This is a genomic window from Arthrobacter sp. SDTb3-6, from assembly GCF_013376095.1.
Taxonomy (GTDB): Bacteria; Actinomycetota; Actinomycetes; order Actinomycetales; family Micrococcaceae; genus Specibacter.
The window spans coordinates 37,860-56,286 of the sequence record NZ_JAAMFN010000030.1; the positions used below are offsets into that span (position 1 = coordinate 37,860).

At 69.8% G+C, this 18,427-nt stretch carries 20 protein-coding genes; 6 read left to right on the forward strand and 14 right to left on the reverse strand.

Translation table 11 applies throughout. From position 1 onward, the window contains the following. The first annotated feature begins 2 nt into the window (after window positions 1–2). Window positions 3–1,034 (forward strand): aldo/keto reductase, encoded by a 1,032-nt coding sequence (locus G6035_RS14335; RefSeq protein WP_176617778.1) that lies wholly within the window; start codon window positions 3–5, stop codon window positions 1,032–1,034. Between the two features lie 12 nt (window positions 1,035–1,046). On the opposite strand, the gene G6035_RS14340 is transcribed toward G6035_RS14335, so the two are convergent. The 3 genes from G6035_RS14340 to G6035_RS14350 all read right to left on the reverse strand — a co-directional run bounded on the left by G6035_RS14340 (window position 1,047) and on the right by G6035_RS14350 (window position 3,526). Beyond that, a complete protein-coding gene (locus tag G6035_RS14340; protein ID WP_176617779.1) occupies window positions 1,047–1,997 on the reverse strand; it encodes a diacylglycerol kinase family protein in 951 nt (316 codons plus the stop codon). A gap of 105 nt (window positions 1,998–2,102) precedes the next feature. Continuing rightward, a complete protein-coding gene (locus tag G6035_RS14345; protein WP_176617780.1) occupies window positions 2,103–2,798 on the reverse strand; it encodes a hypothetical protein in 696 nt (231 codons plus the stop codon). 245 nt (window positions 2,799–3,043) lie between these two features. Continuing rightward, window positions 3,044–3,526: an FBP domain-containing protein gene (locus tag G6035_RS14350; RefSeq protein ID WP_218063240.1), complete on the reverse strand. Its 483-nt coding sequence runs from the start codon at window positions 3,524–3,526 to the stop codon at window positions 3,044–3,046. A gap of 381 nt (window positions 3,527–3,907) precedes the next feature. Here G6035_RS14350 and G6035_RS14355 point away from each other — a divergent pair, with 381 nt between their 5' ends. Together G6035_RS14355 and G6035_RS14360 are read left to right on the forward strand one after the other, a co-directional pair. Further along, window positions 3,908–4,372 (forward strand): GatB/YqeY domain-containing protein, encoded by a 465-nt coding sequence (locus G6035_RS14355; RefSeq protein WP_176617782.1) that lies wholly within the window; start codon window positions 3,908–3,910, stop codon window positions 4,370–4,372. Window positions 4,373–4,650: 278 nt separating this feature from the next. Continuing rightward, a complete protein-coding gene (locus G6035_RS14360; protein ID WP_176617783.1) occupies window positions 4,651–4,890 on the forward strand; it encodes a DUF2188 domain-containing protein in 240 nt (79 codons plus the stop codon). Between the two features lie 93 nt (window positions 4,891–4,983). Here G6035_RS14360 and G6035_RS14365 read toward each other — a convergent pair whose 3' ends face one another. The 7 genes from G6035_RS14365 to G6035_RS14395 form a co-directional block, all read right to left on the reverse strand. Further along, a complete protein-coding gene (locus G6035_RS14365) occupies window positions 4,984–5,739 on the reverse strand; it encodes an SRPBCC family protein (RefSeq protein ID WP_176617784.1) in 756 nt (251 codons plus the stop codon). A 35-nt stretch (window positions 5,740–5,774) separates the two neighbouring features. Next, window positions 5,775–6,638 (reverse strand): xanthine dehydrogenase family protein subunit M, encoded by an 864-nt coding sequence (locus G6035_RS14370; protein ID WP_176617785.1) that lies wholly within the window; start codon window positions 6,636–6,638, stop codon window positions 5,775–5,777. Beyond that, on the reverse strand, window positions 6,635–9,007 hold the full coding sequence (locus G6035_RS14375) for a xanthine dehydrogenase family protein molybdopterin-binding subunit (RefSeq protein ID WP_176617786.1): 2,373 nt from the start codon (window positions 9,005–9,007) through the stop codon (window positions 6,635–6,637). Before G6035_RS14375 ends, G6035_RS14370 begins: the two co-directional genes overlap by 4 nt. After that, the gene (locus G6035_RS14380; protein ID WP_176617787.1) at window positions 9,004–9,534 is read right to left on the reverse strand and encodes a (2Fe-2S)-binding protein; all 531 of its coding nucleotides are present in this window, start codon (window positions 9,532–9,534) and stop codon (window positions 9,004–9,006) included. The genes G6035_RS14375 and G6035_RS14380 overlap by 4 nt, the downstream gene beginning before the upstream one ends. Before the next feature lie 93 nt (window positions 9,535–9,627). Further along, the gene (locus G6035_RS14385) at window positions 9,628–10,794 is read right to left on the reverse strand and encodes an XdhC/CoxI family protein (RefSeq protein WP_176617788.1); all 1,167 of its coding nucleotides are present in this window, start codon (window positions 10,792–10,794) and stop codon (window positions 9,628–9,630) included. Continuing rightward, entirely contained in the window at window positions 10,787–11,911 is a 1,125-nt protein-coding gene (locus G6035_RS14390; protein ID WP_371131022.1) for a VWA domain-containing protein, read from the reverse strand. Before G6035_RS14390 ends, G6035_RS14385 begins: the two co-directional genes overlap by 8 nt. A 3-nt stretch (window positions 11,912–11,914) precedes the next feature. Beyond that, the gene (locus tag G6035_RS14395; protein ID WP_176617789.1) at window positions 11,915–12,799 is read right to left on the reverse strand and encodes a MoxR family ATPase; all 885 of its coding nucleotides are present in this window, start codon (window positions 12,797–12,799) and stop codon (window positions 11,915–11,917) included. Window positions 12,800–12,864: 65 nt separating this feature from the next. On the opposite strand from G6035_RS14395, the gene G6035_RS14400 reads away from it, so the two are divergent. After that, complete coding sequence (locus tag G6035_RS14400; protein ID WP_176617790.1) at window positions 12,865–13,158, forward strand: DUF503 domain-containing protein; 294 nt, start codon at window positions 12,865–12,867, stop codon at window positions 13,156–13,158. A 58-nt stretch (window positions 13,159–13,216) separates the two neighbouring features. Here G6035_RS14400 and G6035_RS14405 read toward each other — a convergent pair whose 3' ends face one another. Continuing rightward, window positions 13,217–13,426 (reverse strand): dodecin, encoded by a 210-nt coding sequence (locus G6035_RS14405; RefSeq protein ID WP_176617791.1) that lies wholly within the window; start codon window positions 13,424–13,426, stop codon window positions 13,217–13,219. A gap of 208 nt (window positions 13,427–13,634) precedes the next feature. Here G6035_RS14405 and G6035_RS14410 point away from each other — a divergent pair, with 208 nt between their 5' ends. After that, window positions 13,635–14,171, forward strand: coding sequence for an HAD domain-containing protein (locus G6035_RS14410; RefSeq protein ID WP_371131023.1), 537 nt, complete (start codon window positions 13,635–13,637; stop codon window positions 14,169–14,171). Window positions 14,172–14,206: 35 nt separating this feature from the next. Here G6035_RS14410 and G6035_RS14415 read toward each other — a convergent pair whose 3' ends face one another. The 3 genes from G6035_RS14415 to G6035_RS14425 form a co-directional block, all read right to left on the reverse strand. After that, window positions 14,207–14,815, reverse strand: coding sequence for a DUF1684 domain-containing protein (locus tag G6035_RS14415; protein ID WP_176617800.1), 609 nt, complete (start codon window positions 14,813–14,815; stop codon window positions 14,207–14,209). 51 nt (window positions 14,816–14,866) lie between these two features. Then, the gene (locus G6035_RS14420) at window positions 14,867–15,889 is read right to left on the reverse strand and encodes an isopenicillin N synthase family oxygenase (protein ID WP_176617792.1); all 1,023 of its coding nucleotides are present in this window, start codon (window positions 15,887–15,889) and stop codon (window positions 14,867–14,869) included. Window positions 15,890–16,055: 166 nt separating this feature from the next. Further along, entirely contained in the window at window positions 16,056–17,129 is a 1,074-nt protein-coding gene (locus tag G6035_RS14425) for an alkene reductase (RefSeq protein WP_176617793.1), read from the reverse strand. Window positions 17,130–17,281: 152 nt separating this feature from the next. Between G6035_RS14425 and G6035_RS14430 the strand changes: the two genes are divergently transcribed. Beyond that, window positions 17,282–18,403: an alcohol dehydrogenase catalytic domain-containing protein gene (locus tag G6035_RS14430; RefSeq protein ID WP_176617801.1), complete on the forward strand. Its 1,122-nt coding sequence runs from the start codon at window positions 17,282–17,284 to the stop codon at window positions 18,401–18,403. Window positions 18,404–18,427: the final 24 nt, after the last annotated feature.

Sequence of the window (18,427 nt, forward strand, 5' to 3'; positions counted from 1 at the left end):
ACATGGAATACCGCACATTGGGCAACAGCGGCGCCGTGGTCTCCAGCTACGCGCTGGGCACCATGACCTTCGGGGCGGAGGCCGCCGAGGACGCCTCACACACCATCCTGGACTGCTACGTGGCTGCCGGCGGCAACTTCATCGACACGGCAGACGTCTACAGCGCCGGCGCCTCCGAGGAAATCATCGGCAGGTGGCTGGCCCGCAGGCCCGACGCACGCGAAACGGTGGTCCTGGCCACCAAGGGGCGCTTCCCCATGGGGGCCGCCCCGAACGACGTCGGCACCTCGCGCCGGCATTTGTCCCGGGCCCTGGATGACTCCCTGCGCCGCCTCGGCGTGGAGCAGATCGACCTGTACCAGCTGCATGCCTGGGACCCCATCACCCCGCTGGAGGAGACGTTGCGCTTCCTGCACGATTCCGTCTGCAGCGGCAAGATCGCCTACTACGGCTTCTCCAACTTCCTGGGGTGGCAGTTGACCAAGGCAGTGCACATGGCCCGGGCCCACGGCTGGAACACCCCCGTCTCGCTGCAGCCCCAGTACAACCTGCTGGTCCGGGACATCGAGTTTGAGGTGGTCCCGGCCGCCCTGGATGCGGGGATGGGACTGCTGCCGTGGTCGCCGCTGGGCGGGGGCTGGCTGTCGGGGAAATACCGGCGTGACGTCCCGCCCGCCGGCGCCACACGCCTGGGTGAAAACCCCACGCGCGGCATGGAGGCCTGGCAGGGACGCAATGACAATCCACGCACCTGGGAGGTGATCGGTGCCGTGGAAGGCATCGCCGCGGCCCGGGGCGCCAGTGCGGCCCAGGTGGCGCTGGCATGGCTGGCCGCGCGCCCTGCCGTCACCTCCGTGATCCTCGGCGCCCGCACCATCGAACAACTCACGGACAACCTTGCCGCCGCCCGGCTGGAACTCACGGATGCCGAAACCCGGCGGCTCACGGACGCCAGCCGGCCGGACGCCGGCGTGTACCCCTACGGGCCCGGGGCCCGGGAACAGCGCAGCCGCAAGATCGAAGGCGGCCGGTGAGCCGGCGCCAGCCTAGCCCGGCGCCCCGGCCCCTGCCTGCCGGGCCGCGGTCCTGATGGTGAGCGCGCCCGGCTCCACGGCCACCCTCAGGTGGCGGGCGGAGCCGAGGTGGTCGCCGTCGAGCTGGAACTCCTGGGCCTCCGCCAAGGTGATCGCGGCGGACTTCCCGGCCAGGTAGTCCACCGAGCGGTTCCTGGCGGCGGCGGGGCCGAACACGCCCGCCAGCACGCCCAGCCAGCCCAGCCGCCCGCGCGGCGAGAGTGCCACGAGGTCCAGGACGCCGTCGTCGATCCTCGCATCGGGGAACATCTCCACGCCGCCCATGAGCTGGCCGCAGTTGCCCACCATCACGCTGCGGATCCGGCGCCGGACCTCCCGCCCGCCGTCAATGCTGATCCGTGCACGCACCGGCCGGCCGGGCAGCTGGCGCATGCCTGCCTCCACATAGGCCAGCCAGCCGATGCGGTCCTTCAGTCCGTCCACCGTGTTGGCCATGATGGCCGCGTCATAGCCCAGCCCGGCCATGACCAGGAACAGCTGCCCCTGGTCGGAGTGGTCAAGGTGGGCCCGCACCACGTCAATGGTGATGTCGCGTCCGGCCAGGATGCCACGGGCGGCACCCAGCGGGTCCGCCACGTCGATGCCCAGGTTGCGCGCCAGCAGGTTGCCGGTGCCCAGCGGCAGCAGGCCCATGGCCACGCCGGTCCCCGCCAACACCTCAGCCACACACCGGACAGTGCCGTCACCGCCGGCGGCAATCACGACGTCGGCCCCGGCCTCAAGTGCCTCGCGCGCCTGCCCGGCGCCGGGGTCGTCCTCCGTGGTCTCAAGCCAGAGCGGTTCGCCCCAGCCTTCCTCACGGCACAGCGACTGGAATTCATCGCGGAACCCGTCACCCGGGGACTTGACAGGGTTGATCACGACGGCGGCGAGGCCGGCCGCCCCGTTGTTGCGCTGGGTCATGGCGTCCTTTGCGGCAGGGATGGGGGGAAGTTTCCCTGGCCTGATCCTAGCCGCATTCCCCGCCGGGCGCCGGGCTCCGCGCCGCGTGGGTCCGCCTGAGGGGCATTATGGGGAGTGCGGCTGGCCGTCCGGGCCGTGGTGGATGAACTTGTCCGGCCCGCCGCGGGGGCGCGGGCGGGACTGCAGCCAGGCCTCCAGCCCGTCGGGGTCCCTGCGCTCGAGTTCGTCCAGGTAGGCCTGGCGCAGGGCCACGACATAGGCCTGCAGGGCCAGCGTGTGGGCGCCCTCGAGCCACCGGTAACTGCCGCGCCACGCCTGGCAGAGGCCGCCGTCGTCGAGCGCCCGGACGCAGGGTGCGAAGCCTTCCGCATCGACGGGGATGGCCGGCAGGGCGGCCGCTTCGGACCGGCGGGGTTCCCGGCAGGCGTCATCCGACGGGGCGGGGGGCATGCGCGACGGCGTGTGCCTGAGCACCTTCCGGACGGCCCAGGGGGAGGTGGCAACGGCCATGGGGACGAGTGCCCAGACCCACCCCCGGAGGGCGCCGGCGAAGCCGCCGACAGCCAGGACCACAACGCCGGTCTCCAGGGCGTTGACGCCCGCGCGGTGCAGCCTGTACGCCCTGCGCCGCGGGACATCGGCCGGCGCGTGGGCCGCCAACGTGGCCAGGGCCCCCACCGCGGCACCTGTGCAGGCCAGGGCGGCCACCGAAGCCAAGGGGTAGATGATGAGTCCCACGAGTGCCCCCGTGACGGCGAGGAAGCCCGTCAATAGAAGCCACGCATGGCGATACTGGTTCATGCCTTCACACCTCCCCCCGGCGGGTACGTGCCCTTCAAGGCAGGAGGTTGCCTGCATCCCCTGCGGCGTCCGCGCGGGGAGGCTGTTTCGTTGTTGGTGATCATCATGATCAGGTCCTCGGATAGCTCTGCCTAAAGCGGCTTGCCGAGGTCTAGGCATCGATTTAACGTTACCTCGCCGGGCCCTGCCGGGAAAGGGGGAGGCGGCGTCCCGGGGGTGTGGGCCGGGACGCCGCCGCACGGGCGCTAGCCGTCGTCGCGCACCTTGCGCACAAAGCTGGCAAAGTTGCCGCGCAGCCCTACAATGCGCCGCTGCCGCCCGGATTCCAGGTCAAACCCGGGGTACGGCAGGGGTGGCAGGCGGCGTGCGTTGGCGGAGCATTCAAAGTGTGAACAGGCGAGTGTGCCCACGGTGTTTCCGTTGCGCCCTGCCTTGCCGGCGCGCCTGGCGTTGAAGTACACCACGTCGTTGGGCAGCAGCACGTCCTCGCACCAGGAACACTGGGGCCGCGAGCGTGCCTTGCTGTCCACCTCGCGGAGCATGATGCCCACCGGTCCGCCTTCGCACGCCCCGACGACGTAGCCGACGGCCGGCAGTTTGGCGTCGCGCCAGCCGAGGAAGTCAAGGTTCTCCCAGTCAAGGGTGTCAAAGTCCGCGGGCAGGGCAAGTGCCGTCCGCTCGCGGCGGGAGGCGTTGATCAAGGAGTCCCGAAGATCGTTTTCTGTCATGGGTTGCACTGCGTTGCCTTGTCTGTCTGGTCCCGGCCCGTCCTGCAGCGGGCGCAGGGGTCGCAGGGGTCGCCAAAGACGACCACGAGGGGGCCGGCGGATGAAAATCGGATGGTTTGGACCGGCGTCGGCGGGGCCCACACTGGCGGACGCCGCAGCGGTCCAGGCGCATCACTGCGCAGGGGAGATCACCGAAGGGAAAACGGCACGATTCTGGTGCCGGCGAACAGCACGCCGACAACCTCCCAACGGCCCACGGGCCAAGAGCGTAAAACAGGCAAAGTCACAGGCAGTAGCCTACACCCGCCCCGGCGCCTGCCCGCCGGGGGATAATGGCACCAGGACGGTGGCCGTGCCGCCCCACATCCACCGAAGGAAGCCATGTCCACGCTGAAACAGCAGTTGAAGTCCGACGTCGTCACCCACATGAAGGACGGCAACAAGGTTGCCCTGGCCACGCTGCGCAACGTCCTGGGCGAGATTGAGACCCGCGAAAAGTCGGGCAAGGTGCCGGTGGAACTTGACGACCTGCAGGTGACGTCCCTGCTGCAAAAGGAGGCCGCGAAGCGCCGGGAGACCTCGGCCATCTACGCGGAGGCCGGCGAGCCAGGACGCGCGGCGGCGGAAATTGCCGAGGCCGAAGTCATTGAGGCCTACCTGCCGCAACCCCTGACGGCCGCCGAGGCTGAAGCCATCGTCGACGACGTCATTGCGGGGCTTGAAGCGTCCGAGGGGCCGCTGGCCATGCGCCAGATGGGGCTGGCCATGAAGCCGATCACGGCCAGGATCGCCGGCCGTTTTGACGGCAAGGCCGTCTCCGACATGGTCCGAAAGCGCCTGTCCTAGCCTGGCCCCGGTCCGCCGCGTGCCCCTGTCCGTGGTGTTTATGCGCCAAACCCATGCCGGGTTTGTCGCCACAGGTCCGCTTGCGCCAAACCCGGCCCGGGTCCGGAGCATAAGCGAACCGCCGCGGCACATAAAGGCCCGTCCGACCCCACAACGGCACCGAATCAACCCTTGTCAATGCCGGCACACAGGAGTGAACTGGAGTGAGGGCGATTGCTGCAGGGATTTGGGAGCGGCGGGCCCGGTGCAAGTTCGCAAAACAACCCAGGGAGGAACCCATGTCCACAGCAACCATTGAGAAGAAGGCCGTCCGCCGCGCGGTTTACCATGTGCGCCCCTGCGACGGTGCCGACGGGATGAAGTGGGAGCTCCACAAGTTCCGCACCACCCAGCACGAGCACTTCCACAGCCAAAAGGATGCCGTGGCCGCCGCCCACCTGGAGTGCGGGGACCGTCCGTCCCACATCGTGATGCATGCCCTCGACGGCCACACCTACCGGGAGTACGACGTCAACTGAACCGGACGCAAGACTACGGTCTCGCGAACGAACAACGGGCGTCAAACAGTGGGGCACCGCCGGCTCCGGCGGTGCCCCACATCCATGCTCCGGCTACTTCCTGCGGCCACGCTTTCTCCGGCGCATGCACAACCCCAGTGCGATGGCGCCGAGCACGGCCAGGACGGCCGGCGCAAAGCGTTTCGCCAGGACCGGCCACATGGCCGAACCCAGGTTTAGTTCCGCGGCCGCCTGGACCGGTGCAGCCTGCGGACGGCCTTCGCTTCGAGCCGGCGGGGCGGCACCCTGCCCGACGGGCGCGGACCCGGCGTCCTGTGCCCCAGCCGCGGGAGGTTCGGCCGCGGTGCCACCGGCCGCGGTGGCCCCGGCGGCAGGAGGTGCCGCCGGCGTAGCCTCTTCCGCCGCCGGTTGGCCGACCTTGCCAATGACACACTGCACGAACTGCCCGAGCAGCTTGTCCGAGATGTCCTGGATGACGCCGCGGCCAAACTGTGCCGGTTTGCCCGTGATGTTCATGTCGGTCGTGACATCCACGGTGGTGCCGTCGCCGTCGGCAGCCAACACGGCGGTGACGGTGGCTCCCGCCGTGCCGTTGCCGCGCTTGTCCTTGCCCTGCGCCTCAATGACCACGGTATGCGTGGCCTCGTCACGGGTGGTGAACTCGCCCGTGCCGGCGTACAGCATGGCGATCGGCCCCAGCTTGACCTTGACAGTACCGGTGAAGGTGTCGCCCTCCACGGCGGTCAAGGTGGCGCCGGGAAAGCAGGGCGCTATCTCCTCCAACTGGTTGAAGGAGTGCCACGTGTCCGCCAGCGGGCTGGGGACGCTGAAGTGGTGCTTGAGTTCCATTGCTTCCTTTCCGTCCGTATCCCGGTGCCCGGGGCCTAAAGTCCGACGGCGGCCAGCACCGCGCGCTTCGTGAGCACCTGGGCCAGGTGGGCCCGGTAGGCGGCGTCCCCGTTGAGGTCGCTCGCCGGATCGGTGCCTTCTGCGGCATGGGCGGCGGCTGCGGCAATGGCGTCAGCCGTGGCAGCCCCGCCGGCGAGCGCGGCCTCCACGGCGGTGGCGCGCAGCGGGGTGCTGGCCATGTTCGTCAGTCCGATCCTGGCCTCGGCGATGGTGCCGCCCTCCACCCGGACCTGTGCCGCAACGGCCACAATGGACCACTGCTGCGCCACGCGGGTGAACTTTTCATAGTGCGAGCCCCAGCCGGTGTACTTGGGTACCCGGATGGCGGTGAGGATTTCCCCCTCCGCCACGGCGGTGGTGAAGTAGCCTTCGAAGAAGTCCGCCGCGTCCACGGTCCGCTGGCCGCCGGGCCCGGCAATCATGAACGTGGCTCCCGTGGCGAGCACGGGTGCCGGCAGGTCCCCGGCAGGGTCCGCGTGGACCAGGGCGCCGCCAAAGGTGCCGCGGTGGCGCACCTGGGGGTCGGCCACGGTGGCCGCCGCCTGGGCGAGCAGCGGCACGTGCCGGGCAATGAGGGGATCGGTGGCGACCACATGGTGGGGTGTCATGGCCCCGATCAGGAGGGAGTCGCCGTCGTCGGTGACGCCGGAGAGCCCGGCGACCCGGCCCAGGTCCACCACCATGGAGGGGTCGGCCAGGCGCAGTTTCATGACCGGGAGCAGGCTTTGCCCGCCGGCGAGCAGCTTGACGTCGTCCCCGGCTGCGTCGGCGGCCGCGAGCAGGCCCAGGGCCTCCTCGACGGTGGATGGCGCCGCATAGTCGAATGCGCTCGGGATCATTGCACACCTCCGGTGGTCTTTGCGTCCTGCAGGGCATGCCACACACGCGAGGGCGTGCACGGCATCTTGATATCCCTCACGCCCAAGTGTCGCACGGCGTCCAGGACGCCGTTGACGATGGCCGGGGTGGAGGCGATGGTGCCGGCCTCGCCGACGCCCTTGGCACCGAGCTGGTTGGACGTGGCCGGGGTCTCGGTGCGGCCGGTGATGTAGTGGGGCAGGTCGGGGGCGCTGGGGACCAGGTAGTCCACGAAAGAGCCCGTGACCAGCGTGCCGGCGTCGTCGTACGCAGCCTCCTCATAGAGGGCCTGCGCGATGCCCTGCGCCAGGCCGCCATGCACCTGGCCCTCGACGAGCAGGGGGTTGACCACCACGCCGACGTCGTCCACGCACACGTATTTGAGGATGCCCACGTGCCCCGTCTCGGTGTCGACCTCGATGGCGGCCAGGTGGGTGCCGTGCGGGTAGGAGAAGTTCACCGGGTCGAAGGTGGCGTCCGAGTCCAGGTTGGGCTCGAAGCCGTCGGGCAGGTTGTGCGCGGCAAAGGTGGCCAGGGCAATCTCGCCCAGCGTGGTGGACTGGTCGGTGCCCTTGACCGTGAAGCTGCCGGCCGCGAATTCAATGTCCGCTTCGCTGGCCTCCATCAGATGGGCGGCCACCACCTTGGCCTTTTCAATGACCTTGTCGGCGGCAGCCAGCACGGCCATGCCGCCCACCGTCAGTGAGCGCGAGCCGTAGGTGTCCAGGCCGCGCTGGGATATTTGGGTGTCCCCGTGCAATACCTCGACGTTTTCAAACGGGACGCCCAGCCGGTCCGCGACCAGCTGGCTCCAGGCGGTCTCATGCCCCTGCCCGTGGGCGGAGGAACCGGTGACGACCTCGATGTTCCCGGTAGGCAGCACCCGCACCTGGGCATGTTCCCAGCCGCCGGCGCCGTAGCTGAGCGAACCAAGCACCCGCGAGGGGGCCAGGCCGCACATTTCGGTGAACGTGGAAACGCCGATGCCGAGCTGGACGGGATCGTTGGCGTCCCGGCGCCGCTTTTGTTCGGCCCGCAGGCCCTGGTAGTCGAAAAGGTCCACGGCCTTGGCCGTGGCGGCCTCGTAGTTGCCGGTGTCGTACTCCAGCCCGGCCACGGTGGTGAAGGGGAACTCCTCGTGCCGGATCCAGTTCTTCTCCCGCACGGCCAGCGGGTCCATGCCCAGCTCGGTGGCCAGCTCGTCCATCATCCGTTCGATGGCGAAGGTGGCCTCGGGCCGGCCGGCGCCGCGGTAGGCGTCGGTCCAGGTCTTGTTGGTGAAGATGTTGTGGCATTCGAAGCGGTACGCCGGGAACTTGTAGATGGAGTTGTACATGAAGGCGCCCAGGATGGGTATGCCGGAGGTGACCAGGCCCAGGTAGGCGCCCATGTCCGCCAGCAGGTTCACGCTCAGGCCGGTGACGGTGCCGTCCTTCCGGGCGGACAGCTTCAGCCGCTGCACCTGCGCCCGGCCGTGGTGGCCGGCCTGCAGGGATTCGCTGCGGGTCTCGGTGTACTTGCACGGCTTGCCGGTGTGCCGGGCCGCCAGGACGGTGATGACCTCCTCGGGGGTGACCTGCAGTTTCCCGCCAAAGCCGCCGCCCACGTCCGGGGCGATCACGCGGACCTTGCTTTCCGGGATGCCCAGGGTCAGGGCGAGCATGAGGCGCAGGATGTGCGGGATCTGCGTGGCCGACCACATCGTGATCTGTTCGCCCGTGGGGTCCACCACCGTAGAGCGCGGCTCCATGAACGCGGGGATGAGGCGCTGCTGGTACAGGGTGCGTTCGATCAGCACCTCGGCGTTGTCGATGGCGTCCTGCACGGAGCTGCCGGTGCCGGCCTCCGCGGAGTCGAACACCCAGGTGGCGGACAGGTTGGACTCCAGTGCCGTGTGGGCCAGGACCTTGTCCGTGAAGGCCTCCTCCAGGTCCATGACCACCGGCAGCTCCTCGTAGCTGACGTCGACGAGTTCGACGGCGTCCCGTGCGGCTGCCGCGCTGCGCGCCACGATCACGGCGACCACCTCGCCGGCAAAGGCGACCTCCTCGACGGCGATGGCGCCGTGGGCGGGGGCCTTCTGGTCCGGCGTGATGGGCCAGGCGTTCGGCAGGCTGCCCTGCTCCCCGGCCACGTCCGCGCCGGTGAGCACTGCCATGACCCCGGGGGAGGACTTGGCGGCCGCGGTGTCGATGGCGGTGATCTTTGCGTGGGCGTAGGGGCTGCGCACCATGGCCAGGTGCAGCATGCCCGGCAGCACCATGTTGTCGGTAAAGCGGGAACGGCCAGTGACCAGGTGGCGGTCCTCCTTGCGGAGCCGGGCCTTGCCAATTTCTGCGGTGGCGGTCATTTCACACCTGCCGTTTCGGTCTCGTCCGCCGTGGCTGAAACCCCGGAGTCGTCGTAGACGGTGCCGTCGGCCACACTCTTCACGGCGGCCACAATGTTTTGGTAGCCGGTGCAGCGGCACAGGTTGCCTTCCAGCCCGTCGCGGATCTCCGCCTCGCTCGGGTGCGGGTTTTCCGTCAGGAGGGAGGCCGACTGCATGATCATCCCGGGGGTGCAGAAGCCGCATTGGAGTGCGTGGCACTGGTGGAAGGCTTCCTGCAGCGGTGCCAGCTTGCCGTCCCGGGACATGCCCTCGATGGTGGTGACCTTGTGCCCGGCCGCCTGTACGGCCAACATGGTGCAGGACTTCACGCTCACCCCGTCCAGGTGGACGGTGCAGGCGCCGCAGTTGGTGGTGTCGCAGCCAATCAACGTCCCGGTCTTGCCGAGGCGTTCGCGAAGGTACTGGACCAGCAAGAGCCGTGGCTCGACGTCGTCGGTGTATTCCACCCCGTCAACTTCGACAGTGATGGTCTTGGAACTCGCCATTGAGATCTCCTTAGTGTCACTGTGGAGAGGCGCACGCGACTGCCCCGCTCCAGCCCTGGTGTGAGCCACGTTACCCCACGGCCGAAGTTTTAGTTAGGGCACGTTCGAATTCACGCCCGGGTCCCCGCCGGCGCCGTCGGTGAGGGGTTCGTGGTGGATCCGCACGTTCATGTGGCTCAGCCGCCCGCCCTTGCCGCCCCACCGCAGTGAAATGATTTCCGCCGCAATGGACACCGCCGTTTCCTCCGGCGTGCGCGAGCCCAGGTCCAGGCCGATGGGGCTGGAGAGGCGTTCCAGCTCCGCCTCCGACAGCCCCGCCCCGCGCAGCCTCGCCAGCCGGTCCACGTGCGTGCGCCGCGAACCCATGGCACCGATGTAGGCGACGTCGTGGCGCAGCGCCACCTCCAGCAGCGGGACGTCAAACTTGGGGTCGTGCGTCAGGACGCAGATCACGGTCCGCGGGTCGATCTGGCCGGCGTCAAGCTGGGCCTGCAGGTACCGGTGCGGCCACTCCACCACCACCTCGTCGGCCGAGGGGAAGCGCGCCTTTGTGGCAAACACCGCGCGGGCGTCGCACACCGTGACCCGGTAGCCCAGGAAGCTGCCCTGCCTTGCCACGGCCGCGGCAAAGTCGATGGCGCCAAACACGAGCATGCGCGGCTGCGGGGCGAAGCTGACGACAAACACGCGCATGCCGTCCCCGCGGCGCTCTCCGTCGGGGCCGTACATCAGCGTGGTGTTCCGCGCCGCGGCCAGCAGCCCCTGGGCGTCATCGCTGACGGCATGGTTGGCGCGGTCGCTGCCCAGGGAACCGGAGAAGCCGTCGGCGTGCACCACCAGGTGCCGTCCCAGCCAGGCCGGGTCGGGGTGTTCGATCACGGTGACCACGGCCACCGGCACGCCCGCGTCGACGTCGTCGGCCACGCCCTGCAGCTCCGGGAACGACTCCTGGGAGACGGCTTCGACAAAGACGTCCAGGATGCCCCCGCAGGTCAGCCCCACCTCAAAGGCGTCGTTGTCGCTGATGCCGTAGCGCTGGAGCACGGGGGTGCCGTCGGCCACGACGCTCGTGGCCAGTTCGTACAGGGCCCCCTCCACGCAGCCGCCCGAGACGGAGCCCACTGCCCGGCCGTCGGCGTCCACCATCATGGACGCCCCGGCAGGGCGCGGGGCGGAGCGGAAGGTGCGCACCACCGTCCCCAGCCCCACCGTCTGGCCTGCCGCCAGTGCGGCGCCTAGATCCTTCAACACTTCACGCATTGGAAACCACGCCCAACAACTCCTCGAAGCTTTTTAGTGAATGGCCGTCAACAAAGTGGTCAACGTGCGGCAGGACGGCCATGATCCCCTGCTGCACCGGCCGGTAGCCGTCCTTGCCGCGGTGCGGGTTGGACCAGATGACGCGGCGCGCCACATGGTGCAGGCGCTCCACCTGGCGGCCCAGGAGCGCAGGGTCCCCGCGTTCCCAGCCGTCGCTGGCGATGACGACGACGGCGCCCCTCGCCACGGCGCGCTGCCCCCACCGGTCGTTGAACGCCCGCAGCACCTCACCCAGCCGCGTGCCGCCGGACCAGTCCGGCACGGTCCTGCCCGCAACGGCCAGCGCGTCGTCGGGATCCGGCAGGCGCAGGGCGCCTGTCACGCGGGTCAACCGGGTGCCGAGCGTGAACACCTCGACCTCGTGCGGGGCTGCGGACACGACGCGGTGGGCCAGCCGCAGCAGGCTGTCGGCATAGGGCGCCATCGATCCGGATACGTCCACGAGCCAGACAACCCTGCGCAGCCGGCGGGGGGCGCGCGCCCGGCGCAGCGGCCCCGGCTCGCCGCCGCGCCGCAGCTGGTCGCGCAGGGTGCGGACCCGGTCCACCTGGCCGTGCGGGTTCAGCTTCCGGCGCCGGCCCGGGCGTGTGGGCAGGCGCACCGCCAGCCCGGCAAACAGTTGGCGCAGCAGGGCCGTGCCGTCCGCATCCAGCGTGGCCACGTCCCGGTGCCGGAGCAGTTCGCGCCGGCTGGCCAGCGCACGTGCCTCCTCCCCGGTGCCGTCCGAGGATCCGGCACCGTCCTCCAGCGAAGCCTCGGTGACCGTTGTGGCCGCCGTGTCCCGGGCCGTTGCCGCAGCATGTTCCGGGGCAAACCAGGCCTCAAAGGTGCGCTGGTAGGCGGCGAGTTCCTCCGGCGCGGCGCATAGCGTGGCCCGGCCGGCCCAGAAGACGTCCTGCCGGCGGCCCACGTCAAGCCGGGCGGCGGCCTCAACGAAGCTGCGGGCCCGGTCGGCCGTCACCTTGACACCGGCAGCGCGGACGGCGGAGGCGAAGGCCAGCAGGATCTCCTCGGCGCTGTGGGTGCCGGCGGGCGGCGCGGCGGTTTGGGCAGGCACGTCTCACCCCAGCATCCGGGCCAGGGCGGCGGTGACCCGCTCGGTGTCCTCACGGTACTTGCACAGCGCCCCAATGGTCGCGGCAGCGCTGGCCAGGTCCAGTTCGGCCCGGCCCAGCTGCTGGAGGGCCCGGGCCCAGTCCAGGGTTTCGGCGACGCCCGGCGGTTTGAGGATCCCGTCCGTGGCGCGGATCTGCTGCACGGTGCGCACCACCTGTTCGGCCAGCAGGGCGGGCACGTGGGGGAGCCGCGAACGCACAATCTCCACCTCACGGGCCAGCCCCGGGTGGTCGATCCAGTGGTAGAGGCAGCGCCGCTTCAGCGCGTCGTGGAGGTCGCGCGTGCGGTTGGAGGTCAGCACCACGATGGGTGCGGTGTCCGCCTTGACCGTGCCAAACTCCGGGATCGAGACCTGGTAGGTGGAGAGGACCTCGAGCAGGAACGCCTCAAATTCGTCGTCGGCCCGGTCGATCTCATCGATGAGCAGCACGGCCGGGCTTTCCTGGAGCGCCTTGAGGATGGGGCGGGCCAGCAGGAAGCGCCGGTCATAGAGGCTGCTTTCCAGCTCGGCCGTGCTCAGCCCGGAACCGCCGCCGGCCTCGACGCTGCGCAGGTGCAGGATCTGCGCCGTGAAGTCCCAGTCGTAGAGCGCCTGGGAGGCGTCAATGCCTTCGTAGCACTGGAGCCTGATCAGCGGCAGCATAAACGCCTCGGCCAGCGCCTCGGCCAGGGAGGTCTTGCCGGTGCCGGGCTCGCCCTCGAGCAGCAGCGGCCGCTCCATGGCCAGGGCGAGGTAGCCGATGGTGGCCAGGCCGTCGTCGGCCAGGTATCCGGTGGCGGCCAGCATGTCCTGCAGTGCGGTGGCGGAAAGGATCGACGTCTTCGTCATGGCACCAGCATAGGGCCATCGGCGGGGTGCGGGACGGCCGTGGCGGGCAGGAGGACGATGGAAGCATGTGGATTGGCTGGATTGAATTCGACCTGTTGCTTGGCGACGTCCATTCGCTGAAGGGGAAGCGCTCGGTGCTGCGCCCCCTGAGTGCGGAGGTCCGCAGGCGCTTCGAGGTGTCCGTTGCGGAGGTGGACCTTCAGGAGCTGCACCGGCGCACGGTCCTTGGGGCGTGCCTGGTCGCCGCCGACCGGGCGCACGTGGTGGCGGTGCTGGATGCCGTCGAAAGGCATGTCGCCGCCCGTCCCGGCGTCGAGCTGCTCAGCGCGCGGCGCCGGGAGGTCACCAGTGACGACTGACGGGGCCTGTTGTGCGGCGGATAATGGGCGACGCCTTGTGGGAAGGCCGCCGCCGCGGTCAGCGTTCCAGCCGGAAGCCCACCTTGATGGTGACCTGCCAGTCGGCGATGGTGCCCTCGTTGATGTGGCCCCGGATTTCCTTGACCTCGAACCAGTCAAGGTTCCGCAGGGTCTGTGACGCCGCCGCGATGCCGTTCTTGATGGCCGCGTCGACGCTTTCGGAGGAGGTGCCGACGATTTCGGACAGGCTGTATGTTTGGTCCGCCATGATTGCTCCCGTTGTCCAAGGGCCGATGATTGTGCGGCCCGCCCCACCGGCGGCCCGTTGTTGCAGACTAGCCGACGGCGGCCCGGTTGGAAATGGTTGGGGCGTGAATCCCGCGACTGGGCCTACGGGACCATGCCAGCCCAGTCCGGTGCGACGTAGGCTGGAAGGCAGGGCGGCAGCACCCCGGCAGAAGGGCGATGGGCAAACCGTGGACAGCACTTCGGTCTATTTGGACGTGGACGGCGTTCTCTGTCCGTTTGGGCCGGAAGGGGCCTCGGACTGGGGGACGGACTATGACTACGCGGACATTGGCCTGTTGGGCGTCCACTATGCGCCGGAGCTGGTCGACGCACTCAACGTTCTCTCGCGCCGTCCCGGCGTGCGTTTTGTCTGGTTGACCAGCTGGGAGGACCTGGCGCCCAAATACCTGTGCCGGGCCATCGGGCTGGACGGGCGGCACTGGCCGGTGCTCCGCAGCGGCGGGCAAGGCGGGGTACACGACTGGTGGAAGCTGGAGGCCATCCAGGGCGACATTGAAAGGCACCGCCCGGCCCGTGCCGTGTGGATTGACGACCAGCTCGACTTCGAGGAGGCCGCGGTGGCGTGGATGGGCTTTATGGGCCGCGGCATCCTGGGCGTGTCGCCGGATCCGCGGCGCGGGATCTCCCGTGCCGGGCTCGGCCGGATCACGGCGTTCCTCGACGCCGGCGCGGGAACGGCACCCCCGCACCCGACGGGCGCGTGAGCGCCGGCCTTGATGTGCAGCTCCCGGGAGGACGCTCAGCCCCCCAGTTCCGGGAGGTACAGTTCTCCGACGGCGATGGTGGCGGCAAGCCTGTTCGCCGGCCCCGGCAGCGGGCAGGCCCAGGCCTCGTCATAGGCGCACGACGGGTTGTAGGCGAAGTTGAAGTCCAGGGTGAAGGTGTTGCCGGAGCAACCCAGGAACGCGCCCTTGATGGTGTCCAGCAGGTAGCGGCCGGCACCGTAGCTGCCGCCGGGCTTCCCGGAGCCGCCATCCCGGAACGGGACAAAGAGGCCGCCGCCGTAGCTGCGCAGCTGCCACACGGCCAGGGTGCCGAGGCCGGGGACAGTGAAGGTGCCCAGTCGCGTAAAGGGCACCGTGCCGTCGGTGCCGGTCCGCACCAGCATCTCCTCGCCGGCGCCCCCGGCGTCGAGCACCGACTCCACGCGGAACGCGGGGTCGTAGGGGGCCACGCGCAATCCCTTGAAGCGGGCCTTTTTCTCCGCGTCCAGGGCCGACGCCGGATGCCCGGCGAACAAGGCATCCCGTTCCCGCACCCACAGCGCGTGGGCGGCGGCGGCGCCGTCGGCCGCGGCTGTGCTGCGGACCCCGGCGTACAACTCGAAGGTGCGCAGCCGCCAGTCCATGACGGCGGTTGCAGCCGCCCCCGCGGACGTTCCGACGGCGCCCACGGCGGGCTACCCGCCGAGTTCCGGGTAGTGGATGGCCGCCGTCTGCGGGTGGGCACGGACCCAGCCCTTGAGCACATTGGCTCCGTAGGAGGACAGCATGGGGTTCTCGGGGTCGTCACTGACGCCCCGGGCCTCGGCGGCGAGCCCGGCGGGCAGCGGCACCGTCCCGATGACGGCGTCCAGGCGGGGGGACCAGAAGAACGGCACGGAGTATCGGTCCACGCCCGGCGCGGGGGCGGTGACGCGGTGGATGGTGGCCATGAGGTAGCCGTTGGTGGCAACTTCGAGCATTTCGCCCAGGTTCACCACCAGCGCCCCGGGGATGGGCTCCACGGCAATCCATTCCTCCTGGCCGTGCGGCTGGACCTCCAGCCCGCCCACCCCGTCCTGGAGCAGCAGCGTCACAAAGCCGTAGTCGGCGTGTGAGCCCACGCCCTGCGTGCCGGCCTCCGGCACCTGCCCGCCCACGTAGTGGACCAGCTTCCCCATCCAGGCCGGTGACTGAGCGAACGGTTCGGCAAAGTAATCCTCCGGCAGGCCCAGGGCGGCACTGATGCCCGCCAGCAGTTCCATGCCAACGCCGGACATGAGCGCAGCCCAGCGTTCGGCGGCCTTTTCAAGTTCCGGGTAGCCATCCGGCCATTGGTTGTGGCCCTGCAGCCGCAGGAAGAGCTTGTCCGCGGGGACCTCGGCCAGCGGCTCGCGGTCCGGGCCGAAGTCGATTTGCTCACGGGAATCCGCGCGGCCGCGGGTGATTTCGGTGCCCAGGCGGGTGTAGCCGCGGAACTGGGCGGAATTGCGGTTGTCCAACGCCAGGCGTTGTTCCAGGGGCAGCCGGAAAAAGGCGGCGATGGTGTCCAGGAGGTCCTGCGCCTGGCCGGGCGTGGCACCGTAGTTGGTGACCTGGAAAAAGCCCACGTTGTGTGCGGCATCCCGGAGGGCGTCGATGAATTCCGGGCTGAAGGCACCGTCGGGGGTGCGGGCCGTGGAGAGATCCAGGACAGGGACGGAAGTGCGTGTTGTGCTCATGTACCCAGACTGCCCCCATCCGGGCCCAAATGGCTAAGGAATATTTCCGATTGTTTCGCGCCCGATTTGCACAGCCGAAACCGTTGTGCCTCCATAAGTTCGACGGCGGCACCACCGCGGGTGCCGCCTTCGAACTTCCTGCAGGGAAACATGGAAATCGGCCCTTTTAGTTCTCCCAGAACGGGTAGTCGGTGTATCCGGCGGGGCCCTCGCTGTAGAACGTGGTGTGGTCGGCCTCGTTGAGGGGCAGCCCTTCGCTCCAGCGCCGGACCAGGTCGGGGTTTGCCAGTGCGGGGCGGCCCACCACCACGGCGTCGCCCCAGCCGTTGGACGCGACGGCCTGCGCGTCCGCCAGCGTGGTGATGGTGCCAAAGCCCGTGTTGACGAGGAACGGGCCGCCAAAGGCTGCGCGCACTTCCTGGACCAGGGCCCCGGCAGGGTCGTGGTGGAGGATGCTCAACCCGCCCAGGCCCAGCGGCGCCAGGCCCTCGGCCAGGGCCAGGTAGGTGGCGAGCGTGTCGGCCGGGTCGGTCTCCAGGGCACCCTGGACGTTGTGCCCGGGGGAGACGCGCAGCCACGTCCGGGCCGCGCCAATGGCGGCGGCCACGGCCGTCACGGTCTCGACGACGAAGCGGGCCCGGTTCCCGGGGGTTCCGCCGTAGGCATCGCTGCGGTGGTTTGAGGACGGGGCCAGGAACTCGTGGAGAAGGTATCCGTTGGCGCCGTGCAGCTCGACGCCGTCAAACCCGGCCTCCATGGCGTTGCGCGAACCCTGGACGAATTCCCCAATGATGGACGGCAGTTCCGCCGTGGTGAGTGCGTGCGGGACCGGGAACGGCTGTTTGCCGTCATAGGTGCGGGTGACGCCGTCGATGGCGATGGCGCTGGGGCCCACCACCGTGCGCCCGCCCGTGGTGCCCGGGTGCGTGACGCGCCCGGAGTGCATCACCTGGGCAATGATCAGGCCGCCCTCGGCGTGGACGGCGTCGGTGACGCGCTTCCAGCCCGCAATGTGGTCGGCGGTCACCAGGCCGGGCTGGCGTACGAAGGCCTGGCCCGCAAAGCTCGGGTAGGTGCCCTCGCTGACCAGCATCCCCATGGAGGCGCGCTGCCGGTAGTATTCGGCCACGTCGGCCCCCGGTACGCCGTCGCGGCCGGAGCGGGAGCGGGTGAGCGGGGCCATGACCAGCCGGTTGGCCAGCTGGAGGTCGCCAAGGGTGACGGGGGAAAACAGGTTCACGTGCAGCTCCAAAAACATAAAAGGTCAGGGGTTCCGCAGGTGACAACACGCCGGACCACCTGCGCTATTCCGCGCCGCCGCGCCACACGGCCTGCGGGCCCTGCCTGCCACTGGACGGGCGGGGTAGATTGAATGCCATGAACGACCAACTGATGGACTGCGCCGTGCTCCACTCATTCGGGGCCGACCGGCCCTATGCCGCCAGCCGGCCGCTGGTCCTGGAACGGATCCCCGTGCCCGTGCCGCGGGCAGGGGAACTGCTGGTAAAGGTGGAGCGGGCGAGCCTGTGCCACTCGGACCTGTCCGTCATTGACGGCTCCCGGCCCCGGCCCCTGCCCATGGCACTGGGGCATGAGGCCAGCGGGACGGTTGCCGCCGTCGGGCCGGGCCTGTCCGGGGTGGAGGTGGGCGAGCGGGTCGTGACGGTGTTTGTGCCCGGTTGCGGGGAGTGCCGGGCCTGTGCCGCCGGCCGTCCGGCACTGTGCCACCGCGGTGCGGCGGCCAACGGCAGCGGCGACCTGCTGCACGGTGAAGCGTTGCTGCGCAGCGCACAAGGGGAACGGATCAACCACCACCTGGGCGTCTCCGCGTTTTCCAGCCACGCCGTGGTGGCCCGGGAATCCGTGGTGGTGGTCGACCCCGATGTCCCCTTTGACATCGCCGCCATGTTTGGCTGCGCCGTCCTGACAGGCATGGGGGCCGTGATCCACACGGCCCAGGTCTCCGCCGGCCAGTCGGTCATTGTGTTCGGCCTGGGCGCTGTGGGGCTGGCTGCCGTCATGGGGGCCGCCCAAATCCCCGGCACCACGGTCATCGGCATCGACCCCCTGCCCGCGAAGCAGGAGCTGGCCCTGCGCTGCGGGGCGCACTTTGCCGGTGCCCCGGCCGACGCCGCAGGGCTCGTCGCCCAACACGCGGACGACGGCGTCGACGTCGCCATCGAGGCCGTGGGCAGCGCACGCGTCATGGAATCCTGCCTGGCCCTGCTGACCCGCGGCGGCGCCCTGGTTTCCGTGGGGCTGCCCCATCCGGACCAGGTCCTCAGCGTCCAGGCGCTCCAGTTTGCCGGCACCGGCAAGCGGCTGCTGGGCTCCTACATGGGCGATGCGAACCCGGCACGTGACATCCCGGCCTATCTCCGGATGTGGCGTGAGGGCCGCCTGCCCGTGGAGCTGCTGCACACCGACACCCGGCCCCTGGCAGAGATCAACGAGGGCCTGGACGCGCTCGCCGACGGCCGGGTGGTGCGCCGGCTGTTCACACCGGCCCCGTAGGCGGCACCTTCAGGGCCGGACCCC

Excerpts from the sequence above, each read along its gene's own strand:
- G6035_RS14335 (WP_176617778.1), top strand. The coding sequence starts at position 3 with ATGGAATACCGCACATTGGGCAACAGCGGCGCCGTGGTCTCCAGCTAC.
- G6035_RS14340 (WP_176617779.1), bottom strand. The coding sequence starts at position 1,997 with ATGACCCAGCGCAACAACGGGGCGGCCGGCCTCGCCGCCGTCGTGATC.
- G6035_RS14345 (WP_176617780.1), bottom strand. The coding sequence starts at position 2,798 with ATGAACCAGTATCGCCATGCGTGGCTTCTATTGACGGGCTTCCTCGCC.
- G6035_RS14350 (WP_218063240.1), bottom strand. The coding sequence starts at position 3,526 with ATGACAGAAAACGATCTTCGGGACTCCTTGATCAACGCCTCCCGCCGC.
- G6035_RS14355 (WP_176617782.1), top strand. The coding sequence starts at position 3,908 with ATGTCCACGCTGAAACAGCAGTTGAAGTCCGACGTCGTCACCCACATG.
- G6035_RS14360 (WP_176617783.1), top strand. The coding sequence starts at position 4,651 with ATGTCCACAGCAACCATTGAGAAGAAGGCCGTCCGCCGCGCGGTTTAC.
- G6035_RS14365 (WP_176617784.1), bottom strand. The coding sequence starts at position 5,739 with ATGGAACTCAAGCACCACTTCAGCGTCCCCAGCCCGCTGGCGGACACG.
- G6035_RS14370 (WP_176617785.1), bottom strand. The coding sequence starts at position 6,638 with ATGATCCCGAGCGCATTCGACTATGCGGCGCCATCCACCGTCGAGGAG.
- G6035_RS14375 (WP_176617786.1), bottom strand. The coding sequence starts at position 9,007 with ATGACCGCCACCGCAGAAATTGGCAAGGCCCGGCTCCGCAAGGAGGAC.
- G6035_RS14380 (WP_176617787.1), bottom strand. The coding sequence starts at position 9,534 with ATGGCGAGTTCCAAGACCATCACTGTCGAAGTTGACGGGGTGGAATAC.
- G6035_RS14385 (WP_176617788.1), bottom strand. The coding sequence starts at position 10,794 with ATGCGTGAAGTGTTGAAGGATCTAGGCGCCGCACTGGCGGCAGGCCAG.
- G6035_RS14395 (WP_176617789.1), bottom strand. The coding sequence starts at position 12,799 with ATGACGAAGACGTCGATCCTTTCCGCCACCGCACTGCAGGACATGCTG.
- G6035_RS14400 (WP_176617790.1), top strand. The coding sequence starts at position 12,865 with ATGTGGATTGGCTGGATTGAATTCGACCTGTTGCTTGGCGACGTCCAT.
- G6035_RS14405 (WP_176617791.1), bottom strand. The coding sequence starts at position 13,426 with ATGGCGGACCAAACATACAGCCTGTCCGAAATCGTCGGCACCTCCTCC.
- G6035_RS14415 (WP_176617800.1), bottom strand. The coding sequence starts at position 14,815 with ATGGACTGGCGGCTGCGCACCTTCGAGTTGTACGCCGGGGTCCGCAGC.
- G6035_RS14420 (WP_176617792.1), bottom strand. The coding sequence starts at position 15,889 with ATGAGCACAACACGCACTTCCGTCCCTGTCCTGGATCTCTCCACGGCC.
- G6035_RS14430 (WP_176617801.1), top strand. The coding sequence starts at position 17,282 with ATGGACTGCGCCGTGCTCCACTCATTCGGGGCCGACCGGCCCTATGCC.